12 protein-coding genes and 1 pseudogene are annotated in these 15,459 nt (G+C 72.2%); 6 read left to right on the top strand and 7 right to left on the bottom strand.

The window, feature by feature from the left end:
* Window positions 1-229: 229 nt before the first annotated feature.
* From DQ384_RS10505 to paaA, 6 genes and pseudogenes are all read right to left on the bottom strand, one after another.
* Window positions 230-2,365: a molybdopterin-dependent oxidoreductase gene (locus DQ384_RS10505; protein WP_114028546.1), complete on the bottom strand. Its 2,136-nt coding sequence runs from the start codon at window positions 2,363-2,365 to the stop codon at window positions 230-232.
* A gap of 22 nt (window positions 2,366-2,387) precedes the next feature.
* Entirely contained in the window at window positions 2,388-3,482 is a 1,095-nt protein-coding gene (locus DQ384_RS10510) for a 2Fe-2S iron-sulfur cluster-binding protein (protein ID WP_114028547.1), read from the bottom strand.
* Window positions 3,482-3,946 (bottom strand): 1,2-phenylacetyl-CoA epoxidase subunit PaaD, encoded by a 465-nt coding sequence (paaD, locus tag DQ384_RS10515; protein ID WP_114028548.1) that lies wholly within the window; start codon window positions 3,944-3,946, stop codon window positions 3,482-3,484. The genes DQ384_RS10510 and paaD overlap by 1 nt, the downstream gene beginning before the upstream one ends.
* Complete coding sequence (gene paaC, locus DQ384_RS10520; protein ID WP_114028549.1) at window positions 3,940-4,671, bottom strand: 1,2-phenylacetyl-CoA epoxidase subunit PaaC; 732 nt, start codon at window positions 4,669-4,671, stop codon at window positions 3,940-3,942. Before paaC ends, paaD begins: the two co-directional genes overlap by 7 nt.
* Window positions 4,668-4,973 carry a 1,2-phenylacetyl-CoA epoxidase subunit PaaB gene (paaB, locus tag DQ384_RS42135; RefSeq protein WP_220182899.1) on the bottom strand — a complete coding sequence of 102 codons (306 nt, stop codon included), beginning with the start codon at window positions 4,971-4,973 and terminating at the stop codon, window positions 4,668-4,670. The genes paaC and paaB overlap by 4 nt, the downstream gene beginning before the upstream one ends.
* Before the next feature lie 24 nt (window positions 4,974-4,997).
* Window positions 4,998-5,981, bottom strand: a pseudogene (gene paaA, locus DQ384_RS10525) (1,2-phenylacetyl-CoA epoxidase subunit PaaA); the annotation flags it as partial.
* A 62-nt stretch (window positions 5,982-6,043) separates the two neighbouring features.
* Here paaA and DQ384_RS10530 point away from each other — a divergent pair.
* Window positions 6,044-7,567: a benzoate-CoA ligase family protein gene (locus DQ384_RS10530; RefSeq protein ID WP_114028825.1), complete on the top strand. Its 1,524-nt coding sequence runs from the start codon at window positions 6,044-6,046 to the stop codon at window positions 7,565-7,567.
* A 30-nt stretch (window positions 7,568-7,597) separates the two neighbouring features.
* On the opposite strand, the gene DQ384_RS10535 is transcribed toward DQ384_RS10530, so the two are convergent.
* A complete protein-coding gene (locus DQ384_RS10535) occupies window positions 7,598-8,398 on the bottom strand; it encodes an arylamine N-acetyltransferase family protein (protein ID WP_114028551.1) in 801 nt (266 codons plus the stop codon).
* A 222-nt stretch (window positions 8,399-8,620) separates the two neighbouring features.
* Here DQ384_RS10535 and DQ384_RS10540 point away from each other — a divergent pair, with 222 nt between their 5' ends.
* The 5 genes from DQ384_RS10540 to DQ384_RS10560 are packed head-to-tail and all read left to right on the top strand — an operon-like array spanning window position 8,621 to window position 15,440.
* Window positions 8,621-10,363, top strand: coding sequence for a non-ribosomal peptide synthetase (locus DQ384_RS10540; protein ID WP_281274036.1), 1,743 nt, complete (start codon window positions 8,621-8,623; stop codon window positions 10,361-10,363).
* 5 nt (window positions 10,364-10,368) lie between these two features.
* A complete protein-coding gene (locus DQ384_RS10545) occupies window positions 10,369-12,273 on the top strand; it encodes a B12-binding domain-containing radical SAM protein (protein WP_147268728.1) in 1,905 nt (634 codons plus the stop codon).
* Window positions 12,263-13,399, top strand: coding sequence for an acyl-CoA dehydrogenase family protein (locus DQ384_RS10550; RefSeq protein WP_114028554.1), 1,137 nt, complete (start codon window positions 12,263-12,265; stop codon window positions 13,397-13,399). The genes DQ384_RS10545 and DQ384_RS10550 overlap by 11 nt, the downstream gene beginning before the upstream one ends.
* Window positions 13,396-14,199, top strand: coding sequence for a thioesterase II family protein (locus tag DQ384_RS10555; protein WP_114028555.1), 804 nt, complete (start codon window positions 13,396-13,398; stop codon window positions 14,197-14,199). Before DQ384_RS10550 ends, DQ384_RS10555 begins: the two co-directional genes overlap by 4 nt.
* Complete coding sequence (locus tag DQ384_RS10560) at window positions 14,196-15,440, top strand: acyltransferase family protein (RefSeq protein WP_114028556.1); 1,245 nt, start codon at window positions 14,196-14,198, stop codon at window positions 15,438-15,440. Before DQ384_RS10555 ends, DQ384_RS10560 begins: the two co-directional genes overlap by 4 nt.
* Window positions 15,441-15,459 lie beyond the last annotated feature (19 nt).

Here is a 15,459-nt window from a genome sequence, read left to right on the forward strand (position 1 = left end):
CGGCCCGCCGCCGGGCCGCCACGCCGTGCCACCGTGCCGCCGCATGCCACCATGCGGCGGCACGGTGCGTTGCGTGGTCAACATCCCGGTGGGCTGGTGGCCGTCGGACGACGAGCGCGCGCACATCGCGCGGACCATCGGATCCGGCTGGTAGAGCCGCCTCCTGCGGAGGACCGCCCCGGCCCTCACCCGCCGCGCGGGATCGGGCCGGAGCCGCGTGTGTACCAGGTCAGGCGGTGACCTTCGAGACCGTCACGGGGACCGCGTTGAAGACGGCGTTGCCCGACACCGGGTCGATGACCGTCTCGTCGGTCAGGGCGTTGGCGTTGACCCCGGCGTGCTGCACCGCCACCGGCTGGTCCCCGCCCGCATGACCCCACCCGTGCGGCAGGCTGACCACGCCCGGCATGATCGACTCGGTGGGCTCGACGGGCACGACGACCTCCCCGGCCGCCGAGCGGACGAGCGCGGTCTCACCCAGCCCGAGCCCGGCCACGTCGTCGGGGTGCACGTGCAGTGTGCACCGGTTGGCGCCGCCGACCAGCACGGGCACGTTGTGCAGCCAGCTGTTGTTGGAGCGCAGCTGACGCCGCCCGATCAGCAGGAGCTGCGAGTCGGGCGCGGCGGGCCGCGCGCGCAGCCGGCGCACTTCCTCGACCATCGCCTCCGGCGCCAGCGCCACCCGCCCTGAGGGCGTGCACACCAGCTCGCCGAGCCGCGGCTCCAGCGGGCCCAGGTCGACGCCGTGCGGCTGGGCGATCAGCTCCTTCAGCGACAGCTCGTACGCGCCGAGCCGCAGGAGGGCGTCGAGCATCAGCTCCGGCCCGCTGTCGCCGGACAGCTCGGCCCGCAGGCCGCTCGCCTCGCCGAGCACCTGCCCGACGATCATCTCGTCGAGCGCCGCCGGGTCGGCCTGCGCGCCCTGGCCCGCGGCGATGAGCGTGAGCCTGGCCAGGATCTCCGCCTCCGACCGCTGGTCGGGGCCGAGCGGGAGGATGGCGGGCGAGAACCTGGCGTAGTTCCGCACGGTCACGGTGGACAGCAGGAAGTCGTAGTGCGGCATCTGCAACATCCGCGGCGGCGGCAGGATCACGTCGGCGTGCCTGGTCGTCTCGTTGAGGTACGGGTCCACGCACACCATGAAGTCCACGCCGGCCAGCGCCCGGTCCAGGCGCGGCCCGTTCGGCGCCGACAGCACGAGGTTGCCCGCCACCGTCACCATGGCCCTGATCTGGCCCTCGCCCGGCGTCTCCAGCTCGTCGGCGAGCGTGGCGACCGGCAGCTCGCCCATCACCTCCGGCAGGTCCCGCACCCGGCTGCGCCAGTTGCCCGTGGTGAACGGCTCGCGCGGCCGGAAGATCTCCGCGATGGCGGGCCGGGTGAACATGACGCCGCCGGGCCGGTCGAAGTTGCCGGTCAGCACGTTCACCACGTCCACGAGCCACTGCGTGAGCGTGCCGAACTCCGAGGTGCAGGTGCCGACCCTGGTGTAGACGGCCGCCGAGGGCGCCGCCGCCAGCTCGCGGGCCAGCGCGGTGATGCGGTCGGCCGGAACGCGGCAGATCTGCGCGGCGGCCTCCGGCGTGTGCGGGGCGACCGCCTCGCGCAGCTCGTCCAGCCCGTCGACCTCGATGTCGATCGAGGTCAGCTCCTCGGACAGCAGCGTGTGCACGATGGCCAACAGCAGGTGGGGGTCGGTGCCCGGGCGGACGAACAGGTGCTCGTCGGCCATGGCGGCGGTCCTGGTGCGCCGCGGGTCGGCCACGACGAGCCTGCCGCCGCGCCGGCGCAGCGCCTTGAGCCTGCCGGGGAAGTCGGGGGCCGCGCACAGCGAGCCGTGCGACTCGGCCGGGTTGGCCCCGATGACCAGCAGGAAGTCGGTGCGGTCGAGGTCGGGCACGGCGATCGCGAAGGGGTCGCCGAGCATCAGCCCGCACGCCACCTGCTTGGGGGCCTGGTCGATGGTGCTGGCGGAGTAGACGTTGCGGGTGCCGAGCGACTGCGTGAGCGGCATCCGGTACATGAACCCGGCCATGGTGTGGAAGGTCGGGTTGCCGAAGTAGACGGCGACCGCGTCCCGTCCGTGCTCGGAGATCACCCGTCCCAGGCCGCGCTCGACCGCCTCGAAGGCCTCCTCCCACGACGACTCGCGCAGCTCGCCGTCCACGCGGACGAGAGGGTGACGCAGGCGGGAGGGGTCCTCGTCGAGCGCGCCGAGGCTGGCGCCCTTGGGGCAGACGTAGCCCCGCGAGAACGGGTCGTCGGGGTCCCCCCTGACCGAGAGGACGTGACCCGTGTCGTCCAGCTGGAGGCGCAGGCCGCAGACGGCGTCGCAAATGGGACAGGTTCTGTGCGCGATGGTCATGGAAACTCCCGATGCTGAGGGATCACACGTCGAAGTCGATACGCACCCGGGCGGTCAGCGGCACCGCCTGGCACGTCAGGATGTTGCCCGCCGCCCGGTCCTCCTCGCTGAGCGCCCAGGTGCGCGCCATGCGCACCTCGCCCTCGACGACGCGGGCGCGGCAGGTGCCGCAGACGCCGGTCTGGCAGGAGTACGGCACGTCGGGGCGGGCGGCCATGACCGCGTCGAGCACCGTGAGCCCCGGTTCCAGGGGCACGTTCGTGACCCGGCCGTCCATGACGACGCTCACCTCGGCGGCCGCCCCGGGGGCCGTGCCCGTGGGGGACGCCGGACGGATCTCGCCGGCGGGCACGCCCGGGTGGAACAGCTCCGTGTGGATCGCGGCGGGGTCCACGTCGTGCCCGGCCAGGGCCGCGAGCGTCTCGTCCACCATGCCGGCGGGCCCGCACACGAACCACTCGTCCACCTCGGCGGGCCGCAGCAGCCGGGCGAAGAGCGCGTCGAGCGTCGCCCGGTCCAGCCGCCCACGGGGCAGGCCGACGCGCGGCTGCTCGCGGGAGAACAGGTGCACCAGGTGCAGCCGGCCGGGGTGGCGGTCCTTCAGGTCGCCGAGCTCGTCGGCGAACATCGTCGAGCCGGCCGCGCGGTTGCCGTACAGGACCGTGAAGCGGCTGCCCGGCTCGGTGTCCAGCGCCGTGGCGACGAGCGACAGCACGGGCGTGATGCCCGAGCCGGCGGCCACGGCGGCGTAGCGGCGGCAGCGGGCGGGGTCGAACCGCGCGCCGAACGTCCCGACGGGCGACAGTAGTTCGAGCTGGTCGCCCGGCGCGAGCTCCCTGGCCGCGTAGGTGGAGAAGGCCCCGCCGGGCACCACCCGCACGCCCAGGCGGAGCCTGCCCCGGCCGGCCAGCTCGCACGGGGTGGAGCAGAGCGAGTACGACCGGCGGACCTGGCGCCCGTCCACCGGCAGCCGCACCGTGACGTGCTGGCCGGCGGTGAAGGAGAAGGCGCCGGTCAGCTCGTCCGGGACCAGGCAGGTCACCTCGACCGCGCTGCCGTCCGCGGCGACCGGCGTGACCGACTCGACGCGGACGCGGTGGAAGCGCGGTCTGGCCATCAGTGCGCCTTCAGATGCTCGAAGGGCTCGCGGCAGCTCGGGCAGAGCCGCAGCGCCATGCAGGCGGCGGCGCCGGAGCTGGCCAGCTCCGTGGTGTCGGGGAACGCGCAGCGGGGGCATCCGGGCTGCAGCAGCGGCAGCGACAGCCGTCCCGGCGGCGCGATGCCCGCGTCGGCGAGCTTGGCGCGCGCGGTCTCGCTCAGCCAGTCGGTCGTCCACGGCGGCGACATGGAGACCACCACCTCCACGTCGGCCGCGCCCGCCGCCCGCGCCGCCGCGGCGATGTCCGCCTTGATCAGCTCCAGAGCGGGGCAGCCCAGGTAGGTGGGGGTGACGACGACGACGGCGTTGCCGTCGTCGTCCACGCTCACCTCGCGCAGCATGCCCAGCTCACCGATGGACAGGACCTGCAGCTCGGGGTCGGGCACCGCCCCCACCGCCGCCTCCACTTCGGCCCTCACCATCGTGCCCCCACGTGCGCGCGGTGGACGTACTGCATCTCGGCCAGCAGCGGGCCGAACCACTCCGTGTGCCGGCCCTCCCGGCCGCCCGTCGCCGCCCAGCCGTCCCGCGGCCTGGCCAGCGTCGCCTCGCCGAGGACGCGGTCGACGACCTCCAGCCACGGCCCGCGCAACGCCGCCGGGTCGAGACCCGCCTCGGGCGCCGCCCACGGCTCGAACAGCTCGTGCGTGTACGGCCACACCTCCTCGACCGCGTCGCGCATCCGCCGGTGCGACAGTGGCGTCCCGTCGCCCAGCCGGACCGTCCAGACGGAGGCGTAGCTCACGTGGAACGCGCTCTCCTTGGCCGCCTTGGCGGCGATGCCGGCCAGCTGGGGCTCGGCCGCGCGCGACAGCCGGGTGTAGAGCAGGTTCTGGTACGCGGACAGGAGCAACGTCTTGGCCACGGTCGTCGCGAAGTCCCCGTTGGGCAGCTCGACGAGCTGGACGTTGCGGAACTCGTGCTCGTCGCGCAGGAACGCCAGCGCGTCCTCGTCCCTGCCGGCCCCTTCGAGCTCGCCGGCGTAGGTCAGGAACGCGCGGGCCTGTCCGAGCTGGTCCAGCGCGATGTTGGCCAGCGCGACCTCCTCCTCCAGCTGCGGCGCCCGCGCGCACCACTCGGCGGTGCGCTGCGCGGCCACGAGCGCGTCGTCGCCGAGGCCGAGCAGGTAGTCGAACAGGGCGGTCACAGGCCCTCAACCCCTTCGGGCGGCGGGAAGAAGGAGGCGTGGCGGTACTGCTTGTCCGCGGCGGGGGCGAAGTAGGCGTCCTTGTGCTCGGGGTCCGAGGAGGTCATCGACCGCGACGGCACCACCCACAGGGACACGCCCTCCTCTCTGCGCGTGTAGAGGTCGCGGGCGCTGTGCAGCGCGAGGGCGGCGTCGGGGGCGCGCAGGCTGCCCGCGTGGGTGTGGCCGACGCCGCGGCGCGGGCGCACGAACACCTCCCACAGCGGCCACTCCTCCTCGACCGCGTCGACCTCCTGAGCGATGGCCTCCTGCGCGTCGATCTCCCGCGCGGCGGCCTGCTTCGCCGCCTCCTTCGCGGCGTGGGCGGCGGCGGCCTCGCGCACCCAGGCGCCCTCCTCGTGCGCGCGCCTGCGGTGTGCCAGCCGCTGCTTGTTGCGCGGCCCGTGCCCGGCCACCACCCGCATCAGCTCGTCGTAGTCGGGCGGGGTGAAGTCGTGGTGCCCCCGCTCGGGGTTCCAGCGCAGCGCCGGATCGGGCAGCCGGACGCCCAGGGCCTCGGCCTGGGGCACGCACAGGTCCACGAACCGCTGCCGCAGCTCGTCGTTGGTCGCCCGCTTGATCCGCCACGCCATGGAGGAGGCGGAGTGGGTCGAGAGCGAGTCCGGCGGCCCGAACATCGCCAGCGCCGGCTGCCACCAGCGCTCCACCGCCTCCTGCAGCGACCGCCGCTGCGCGGGCGTGCCCTGCGACAGCGTGTACAGCAGGTCGAAGCCCTGCCGATGGTGGAAGGATTCCTCCCGGCAGATGCGCACCAGCGCCCTGGCGTACGGCCCGTACGAGGTACGGCAGAGCGAGACCTGGTTGACCACCGCGGCCCCGTCGGTCAGCCACGCCAGCGCGCCGACGTCGGCCCAGGTGAGCGTCGGGTAGTTGATGAACGACAGGTACTTCTGCCGGCCCTCGTGGAGCGCGTCGAGCAGGTCCTCCCTGCGCGCGCCCAGCGTCTCGGCGACCGCGTACAAGTACAGCCCGTGCCCGGCCTCGTCCTGCACCTTGGCGATGAGGACGGCCTTGCGCGCCAGGCTCGGCGCGCGGCTGATCCAGGCGGCCTCGGGCTGCATGCCCATGATCTCCGAGTGCGCGTGCTGCGCGATCTGCCTGATCAGGCTCTCGCGGTAGCCGTCAGGCATCCAGTCCTTGTACTCGATCTTCTGGTCCCCCGCGATCAGGGCATCGAACGCGCTGATGCTCACGACCCACCTCCTCCGCAGATCGTCTTCAGCGTCGTTCGCGGGCCCCGCGCCGCGCATCTTCATGCTTGCGGCAATCTGCGAGATGGTACGCCGGGGCGGGACCCCCGAGCATGGGCGGCATGACGATACGCGCGAGGGACCTGCCGAGGACGTTCAACATCGCCACCCACTTCCTCGACGGCAACGATCCCGGCAGGACCGCGCTGCTCACCTCGGCGGGCCCGGTGACCTACGGCCGGATCCAGGCGCTGGCCGGTCAGGTGGGGCACGTGCTGCGCGGGCTGGGCGTGCGCCGCGGCGACCGGGTGCTGCTGGCGCTCGGCGACGGCGTGGAGTCGGTCGCCACCTGGTACGGCGTGCAGAAGATCGGCGCGGTCACCGCCGAGGTCTACACCTACCTGCAGCCGGAGGAGTACCGCTTCTTCGCCGAGTACGCCCGCCCCGCCGTGGTCGTCGCCGACGCGTTCACCCTCGACCGGCTCCGCGCCGCCGGCATCCGGGACCTGCTGGTGGTCGGCGTGCCCGAGGAGGAGTTGCGCGCGGGCGAGCACCACTTCGCCTCGCTCACCGCCGCCGCGCCCACGGAGCTGGAGGCCGCGCCCACCACGCCCGACGACGTCGCCATATGGCGCTTCACCACGGGCAGCACGGGCAAGCCGAAGGCCTGCGTGCTGGCCGCCCGCAGCGCCGCGCTGAGCATGGAGTGGTTCGCCAGGGGAGTGCTCGACCTCGGGCCCGACGACATCGTGCTGCCCGTGCCCAAGCTCTTCTTCGGCTACGCCAACAACATCACCGCGCTGTTCCCCTTCCGCGTGGGCGCGAAGGGCATCGTCTTCCCCGAGCGCAGCACGCCCGAGCGCATCTTCGAGCTGATCGCCGAGCACCGCCCGACGATCCTGGTCAACGTGCCGACCATGATGGCCGCCATGCTCGCCCACCCCGACGCCGCCCGCCAGGACCTCAGCAGCCTGCGCGTGTGCATCTCGGCCGGCGAGGCGCTCCCGCTCGAACTGCACCGCCGGTGGCTGGCGACGTTCGGGGTCGAGGTGATGGACGGCATCGGCTCGTCCGAGATGTTTCACGGGTACGTGTGCAACCGGCTGGGCCGGGCCAGGATGGGCACGCTCGGCCAGGCCGTCCCCGGCTACGACGTGCGGGTGGTGGACGAGCACGGCGTGCCGCTGCCCGACGGCGAGGTGGGCCTGCTGGAGATCACGGGGGAGACTGCGGCGCTGGAGTACTGGCAGGACCCGGTGAAGACGGCCGCCACCTTCGTGGCCCCGGACACGGTGCGCTCGGCCGACCTGTTCTCCCGTGACGAGGACGGCTACTTCACCTTCAGGGGCAGGGCGGACGACCTGCTCAAGGTGGGCGGGAAATGGATCGCGCCCAGCGAGATCGAGAACTGCCTGATCACTCACCCCGCCGTGGCGGCGTGCGCGGTCGTCGGGTACGAGCACGACGGGCTCACGCTGCTGCGCGCGTACGTGGTGACGAGCGGCGCGGCGACCGCGCAGGAGCTGCGCGACCACGTGCGCTCGCTGCTGTCGCCGCACAAGTGCCCCAAGGACGTGCGCCTGGTGGACGCGCTGCCCGAGACCGCGTCCGGCAAGATCAACCGCCGCGCACTCAGCACGAGCTGACGGCGGGCGCGCGGTGAGGGCCGGCACGCGCTAACGGGTGACGGGCGGCAGGTCCGACAGCTCGACGCCGAAGCGGGAGCGGTAGGTCTCCCGTAGCTCGTCCTCGTCCTCGATCACCACGGTGCTCTTGCCGCCGTTCTCCCTGACGGTCAGCGTCGTCCCGCTGAGGGTGACCCGCCCGCCGTCCCGCGTCGGGATCGTGCAGTACAGGTGCCGCAGATGCGGGGAGTCGGGCGCGTGCTGGTACCACCACCACATGGCCTCGAAGTCGGCCACCAGCCGCGGCCGGTCCTCCAGCCGGTACTGCAGCCGGCCGTCACGCAGCACGTCCGTGTCGCCGTGCGGCGCGCGGGCCAGCTCGAAGGCCCCGTGCGGGTCCTGCTGCGGCAGGCCAGGCACCCAGCGCAGCGGATGGCGCGCGCCCCGGCCGAACCCGACGTCCACGAGCCACGGGTCGGGGGAGTCCGTCGTGTGCACGCGCAGCGCCATGTGGCCGATGATCGGGCCGAGCGCGCCGTCGTCGGCCACCCGGCCCGCCAGCACCTCCGCCCGGAATCCGAGCGCGCGCAGCAGCTCGAAGAACGCGCCGTTCAGCTCGTAGCAGGTGCCACCGCGCCGCCTGGCGATGATCTTGTCGAGAGCGGCCGCGCCGATGCCCATCGGCTCGCGCAGGTGGAAGTCCACGTTCTCGAACGGCACCGTCATGACGTGACGGTCGTGCAGGTCGCGCAGCGCGGCCGAGGTCGGCTCGCCGGGCCGCTCGGCGCCGATGCGCCGCAAATAGGCGGCCACCGTCCGGTCGTCGAGTAAAGGCCCGTGGGTCAGCGTCATAGTGCGGCTCCGCATTCTCACAGAAATGGCGGTACCAGGACCATGCCATTCTGGGGCCGCCCATACATCTTTTCCGTTGCGCAGATCTCTGGCAATTCATGAGATGTGAAAAGCGCGTGCGCCCGGACACCATGAGGAGAGTAAACGTAGCCCCGGGAGGCAGAATTGACCGGCTCGAGCTCCGCGACGGCGACTCGCCCGTTCGCCGTCGTTTCCGCGGGAGTGCGTTGGTGGGCGCAGGTGCAGCCGGACCAGCACGCCGTGGTCAGCGGTGGCGAGGTGCTGACCTATTCCGATCTCTACGGACGTTCCTCCCGGCTGGCGGGTGTGCTGCGGGCGCGCGGTGTGGGCAAGGGTGACCTGGTGGTCCTGGCGCTCGAACGCTCGCCTGACCTGGTCGTGGCGGCGCTGGCCGTGCTGCTGGCGGGCGGCGCGTACGTGGGCGTGGACGTCGAGGACCCTGACGCGCGGCTGTCGGCCGTCATCGCCGACTCCGGCGCCCGCCTGGTGATCGCGCGGGAGGCCGACGCCCCGCGCTTCGCGGCCGGCGGGACGTGGGACGGCGACGCCCTGCCCGCCGAGCGGGCGTGGCGCGGCGACGTGCTGCCCATCGAGCGGGCCTGGGAGAGCGACGCGCCCGCCCTGGGCGAGGGCCCCGAGGTCACGCCGGACGACCTGTGCTACGTCCTGTACACCTCCGGCTCGACGGGCGTGCCGAAGGGCGTGCTCGTGCCGCACGGGGGCATCGCCAACCTGGCCGCCTGGCACCAGGACACCTTCGACGTGCGGCCCGGCGACCGCGTCAGCCAGATCGCCCGGCCCTCCTTCGACGCCTGGGCGCTGGAGGTCTGGCCGTGCCTGACGGCCGGCGCCACGCTGCACCTGATGGAGGGCCGGCTGCCCGGCTCGTCCGACGCGCTGGCCCGCTGGATCTCCACGCAGGGCATCACGGTCTGCTTCCTGACCACCGTGCTCGCCGTCGACCTGCTCGACGAGCCGGTGGGCGGGTCGCTGCGGGTGCTGCTGACCGGTGGGGAGAAGCTGCACAGGAGGCCGCCGTCCGGGCTGTCGTACCGGCTGTACAACCTGTACGGGCCGACCGAGACCAGCGTGGTCGCCACCTACGCCGAGGTGGGGCCCGAGGGCGGGACGCCGCCCATCGGGCACCCGCTGCCCGGCATGCGGGCGTACCTGCTGGACGAGGAGCGCCGCCCGGTGCCGCCCGGCTCCGTCGGCGAGCTGTACATCGGCGGTACCGGCGTGGCCCACGGCTACCTCAACCGGCCCGAGCTGACCGCGCAGCGGTTCATGCCCGACCTGGTCGATCTCGGCGCCCGCATGTACGCCACCGGCGACCGGGCGCGCGAGCTGCCCGAGGGCGGGCTGGCCTTCGCCGGCCGGGTGGACGACCAGGTCAAGGTGCGCGGCTTCCGCGTCGAGCCCGGCGAGGTCGAGTCGGCGCTGCTGCGGCTCGACGGGGTGCGCGAGGCCGTGGTGGTCAAGAGCGAGCAGGCCGACCAGCTCGTCGCGGCCGTGGTGCCCGACGACCCGGCGGACCTGCCCGACCCCGTGGGCCTGCGCCGCGAGCTGGCCCGCGACCTGCCCGACTACATGGTCCCCGCCGTGGTCACGCTGCTCGACGCGCTGCCGCTGACCTCGCACGGCAAGGTCGACAGGAAGGCCCTGGCCAAGCGCCAGGAGCCGGCCGTGCGGGAGGAGGAGAGCGGCGGCTTGCGGACCGACACCGAGCGCATGCTGGCCGAGCTGTGGTGCGAGGTGCTCCAGGTCGGCTCCGTCAGCAGGGAGGACAGCTTCTTCGAGAGCGGCGGCGACTCGCTGCTCGCCATCCGCCTGGCCTCGCGGGCCAGGCAGCGCGGGCTGCAGATGGTCGCCGACGACCTGTTCGAGTACGACGTGCTGCACGAGCTGGCGGCCTTCGTCAGCACCGCGAGCCCGGGAACGTGAGAGTGATGAAGACCTGCCTGGTCGAGCTGACGGTCTATCCCAACACACTGCCGCTGGCCTCGGGCTACCTGCAGGCCTACGCGCAGCAGGACCCCGACGTGGCCCGCGACTTCGACTTCGCCATTCACGCGGTCGAGGTGAACACGCCGCTGGAGACGCTCGTGTCCGACCTGCTCGCGCAGGAGGCCGACGTCTACGGGCTGAGCTGCTACCTGTGGAACATGCGCCGCATGAAGGAGCTGTGCGACGAGCTCGTCAGGCTGAGGCCCGACGCCTACGTCGTCCTCGGCGGGCCGCAGGTCATGCACCACGCCGCGGAGTACGTGCCGCCGTCGGCCCGCAACGTGCTGGTGTGCAACGGCGAGGGGGAGAAGCCGTTCACCGCGTTACTGCGCGAGGTGGCGGGCGAGCGCAACTTCCACGAGGTGCCGGGCGTCAGCTTCTGGGACGACGACGGCGAGCTCGTCACCACCCCGCAGCCCGACCGCATCAAGGACCTGGACGAGATCCCCTCGCCGTTCGCGGCCGGCGTCTTCGACGGGGGCGAGTACACCTTCGCCGTCGTCGAGACCAACCGGGGCTGCCCGTACCGGTGCTCGTACTGCTACTGGGGCGCGGCCACCAACGACAAGGTGCACCGGTGGGAGCTGGACCGCGTCAAGTCCGACCTGTCGTGGATCAGCGAGCACGGCGTGGAGAGCATCTTCGTCGCCGACGCCAACTGGGGCGCGCTGCCGCGCGACGTCGAGCTGACCCGCCACCTGGTGGAGTGCAAGCAGCGCAACGGCTACCCGTCGATGGTGGCGATCCAGGCGGCCAAGAACCGTCCCGACCGCGTCACGGAGATCACCGAGATCCTGGTCGAGGGCGGCATGCTCACGAGCCAGCCCGTCTCCCTGCAGACCACCAGCCCGCAGGCGCTGGAGCTGGTGCAGCGCGCCAACATCAAGGAATCCACGTACGTCGAGCTGCAGGTCAAGCTCCGCGAGAAGAAGATCAGCTCCTATACCGAGCTGATCTGGCCGCTGCCGGGCGAGACCCTGGCCTCCTACCAGGAGGGCATCGGCAAGCTCTGTGCGTCCGGCGCCGACGCCGTCGTCTCCTATCCGCAGCTCCTGCTGCGTAACACGCCCATGTACCGGCAGCAGGAGGAGCTCGGCATCGTCACCGTGCGGGTGGACGACCCCGTCGCCGAGGCCGACGTGGTGGTCGGCACGAAGTGGGTGACCCGCGAGGACTTCCAGGAGGGCGCCTGGTTCTACTACGCGGTCATCAGCATCTACAACGCGCGGGCGGGCTTCTACGTCGCGCGCCTGCTCGACCGCCAAGGCGTGTGCTCCTACACCGACTTCCTGCGGGCGGCCGCCCACTACTTCAAGACCAGGACCGACACCGAGATCTGCCGGTTCTTCGCCGACTCCGTGGCCACGCTCGGCAACTACGACATCAACAACATCGGCAAGGTGCTGCACTACGTCCTGCATTCCCACCGGGGCGAGATGGACGAGTTGCTGGAGGGGTTCCTGCGCGAGCGCGGCTGGCTGGACCTGCCCGGCGTGCGGGCGGCCTTCGAGCTGGACCTGCTGGCCAGGCCGTACGTCTACCGGGAGTCGGTGGTCGCGCCGAGCGTGCCGCTCACGCACATCCGGCTGGTCGAGCAGGACCGCTACACCTTCGTCGCCGAGCTGCCCCCGGAGGCCGCCGCGCTGCTGGAGCTGCCCGACCTGCCCGAGGGCGCGGACCTGGGCGTGGTGCGGCTGCGCGTCGACCACGTCGGCCGGCGCAAGATGCCCTATCCGAAGCACCGCAGCCTCGACTACAACGCGGGCTACTGCCAGGTCATGATGAACCGGATGCGGGACATCGTCCCGTCGTGGACGGTGCTGCCGGCGGTGCACCATGCGGCGTGAGCTGTTCACCGCCGACCACGACGCCTTCCGCGAGCTGGTGCGCACGTTCGTCGCCAAGGAGATCGAGCCGAACTACCGCGAGTGGGAGGAGCGGGGCACGACCGGCAGGGACGTCTGGCGCAAGGCGGGCGAGCTCGGCCTGCTCGGCATGGACGTGCCCGCCGAGTACGGCGGGGGCGGTGACCCCGACTACCTGCACCACGTGATCGTCTCCGAGGAGCTGGGCCGGGCCGGCGTGCACGCGCCCGCGCTGTCCCTGCACAACGAGATCGCCGGGCTGTACCTGCGCACGCTCACCACGCCCGAGCAGCGCGCGCGCTGGCTGCCCGGCTTCTGCAGCGGGGAACTGGTCACCGCCGTGGCCATCACCGAGCCCGACGCCGGCAGTGACGTGGCGCGGCTGCGGTGCCGCGCCGTCCGGCGCGGTGACGGCTACGTGATCAACGGGCAGAAGACGTTCATCACCCACGGGGCCGTGGCCGACCTGCTGCTCGTGGCCGTCCGCACGGGTGAAGGCGCGGGCGGCGGGCTCAGCGTGATCGCCGTCGAGTCCGACCGGCCAGGGCTGTCGCGCGGGCAGTCGCTCGACAAGATCGGCATGCGCGCCATGGACACCGTCGAGCTCTTCTTCGACGACGTCGAGGTTCCCGCCGCCAACCTGCTGGGCCGCGAGGGCAAGGGCGTGGCCTACCTCATGCGCACGCTGCGCAGGGAACGCATGATGATCGCGGTCTCCGCGCTGGCCACCGCCGAACGGGTGCTGGAGTACACGATCGAGCACTGCCGCACCCGCCAGGTGTTCGGCCTGCCCGTCGGCGCGCACCAGCACAACCGCTTCGTCCTGGCCGAGCTGGCCACCGCCGTGGCCGTGGCCCGCTCCTTCACCGACCGGTGCGTGGCCGAGGAGGCGGCGGGCCGGCTGGAGGCGGAGGAGGCGGCGATGGCCAAGTGGTGGAACACCGAGCTGTGCCAGAAGGTCGTGGATCGCTGCCTGCAACTGCACGGCGGCTACGGCGTGGTGCGCGACTTCCCGGTGGCGCGGGCGTACGTGGACACGAGGGCGCAGACCATCTACGGCGGCACCACCGAGATCATGAAAGAGCTGATCGGGCACGTGCTGATATGAGAACACCTCCGTGGTACCTGGCTTTCGAGCCGAGGCCGTCGGCCAGGCTGCACCTCTATGCCCTGCCCTGCGCGGGCGGCGGCCCCTCGGCCTTCCGCCCCTGGACGCGGCACCTGCCGTCGTGGATCGAGCTGCGCGCCGTCACCCTGCCGGGCCGCCCCGGGCGGCACCGCGAGCCCGCGCACACCGACTGCGACACCGCCGCCCGCGCCCTGGCCGCCGAGCTGGCCGCCGAGTTAGAGGGCCAGAGCGTGCCGTACGCGCTGTTCGGCCACAGCATGGGCGCCATGCTCGGCTACCGCATGGTGCGTGAGCTGCAGTCGGCCGGCGGGCGCCTGCCCGAGCTGCTGGCGGTCGCGGCCTGGCCGGTGCGCGGCGCGCTCACGCAACCCGACCCGCGCGACGGGGACGAGCGGTTCATCGCCTCGCTGCGCGCCCTCGGCGGGCTGCCCGACGAGCTGGCCGGCGACCCCGCCCTGCTGGCGCGGACGCTGCCCGTGGCCAGGGCCGACTTCACGCTGTGCGCGTCGTACGCCTACCGGGCCGAGCCGCCGCTGCCCGTGCCCGTCGCCGCCTTCTGCGGCACCCGCGACCCGGTCGCGCCGGAGCGCGGCATGGCCGAGTGGCGCGCGCACACCACCGATTTCCGCGGGCTGCGAGTTTTCGACGGCGACCACTTCTTCGTGCGCGACCGCGCCGCCGAGCTGGTCAGCGCGATAACAGCAATTCTGAAGATGCGCGGCCCCGCCGCGCGGCGCGAAGCTGGGAGGGCTGTTCAACTCCGAGGAGCGTCCCTATGACAGCTGATATCGGCGGCGATTCCCGGCCACCACGTGAAACCAGAGGACAGTATTTTCCTGAGCTGCAGGGAATACGCGCACTCGCGGTGCTGGCCGTCATCACCATCCACTCCGCCTTCGCCTCCGGGCAGATCGGCTACGGCGACCAGCCCGGCAACGGCTGGCTCGCTGTCGTGATCGAGCGGTTCACCCGCGAGTCACTGCCGATCCTCTTCGCCCTGTCCGGTTTCTTGCTCTACCTGCCCTTCGCGCGCAGGACCATCGAGGGCACTCCGCAGGAGTACAACCTGGGCTCCTACGCGTGGCGGCGCGCGCTGCGCATCTTTCCCGCGTACTGGCTGCTGGCCCTGGTGGCGCTGTTCACGCCGCTGTTCCTGATGGGCCAGGAGCAGGTCGGCCACGGCTTCTGGTACATCGTGCGGGTGCTTTCCATGCAGCACGTCTACGAGGCCGGCGGCATCCCGGGCGGCATGGAGTCGACCTGGAGCATGGCGACGGAGATCGCGTTCTACATCCTGCTGCCCGTGTTCGCCTGGCTGTTCCACCGGCTCGCCGCCGGCGCGGCGACGCCGCAGGCCAAGGCGCGCCGCATCATGGTGCCGATCTTCGTCATCGTGCTCATCGGCTACGCCTTCAACGCCTGGAGCCACCACCCCTCGCTCGGCCCGTACCCGGTGCAGGGCAACTGGCCCATCGGCTGGTTCGGCTACCTGGCCATCGGCATGGCCCTGGCCACGCTCTCGGCCGCGGCCCAGAGCGGCGGCTGGCTGGCGCCGTACCGGCTGATCGCCCGGTACCCCGGCCGCACCTGGCTGGTCGCGCTCGGCGTCATCATCCTGTACTGCTTCTCGCCCATGGGCGACCAGGGCACCTCCAACTTCCCGCCCACCGAGATCGTGTTGTTCAACCAACCGATCGACCTGCTGATCGTGTTCCTGCTGCTGGCGCCGCTGACCGTGCCCGACCTGCGCTCGCGCTTCCTCACCGGCGTGCTGACCCTCAGACCGTTGCAGTACATCGGACGGGTGTCGTACGCGATGTTCCTGTGGCACATCCCCTCCATCTACATCTGGAACCTGTGGGGCTCCACGAACTTCCCGCTCGCGCTCCTGCTCGTGCACGGCACCGCGTTCGTCGCGGCCGTGATCAGCTACTACGCGGTCGAGAAGCCGGCACTGCGGCTGCGCAACAAGCTCGGCAAGGGCTCCGTCAAGCCCAGCACGCCGGTGATCGTGGGCTGACCCCCCGACGGACCTCCGC

The organism is Sphaerisporangium album (assembly GCF_003323745.1).
GTDB lineage: Bacteria > Actinomycetota > Actinomycetes > Streptosporangiales > Streptosporangiaceae > Sphaerisporangium > Sphaerisporangium album.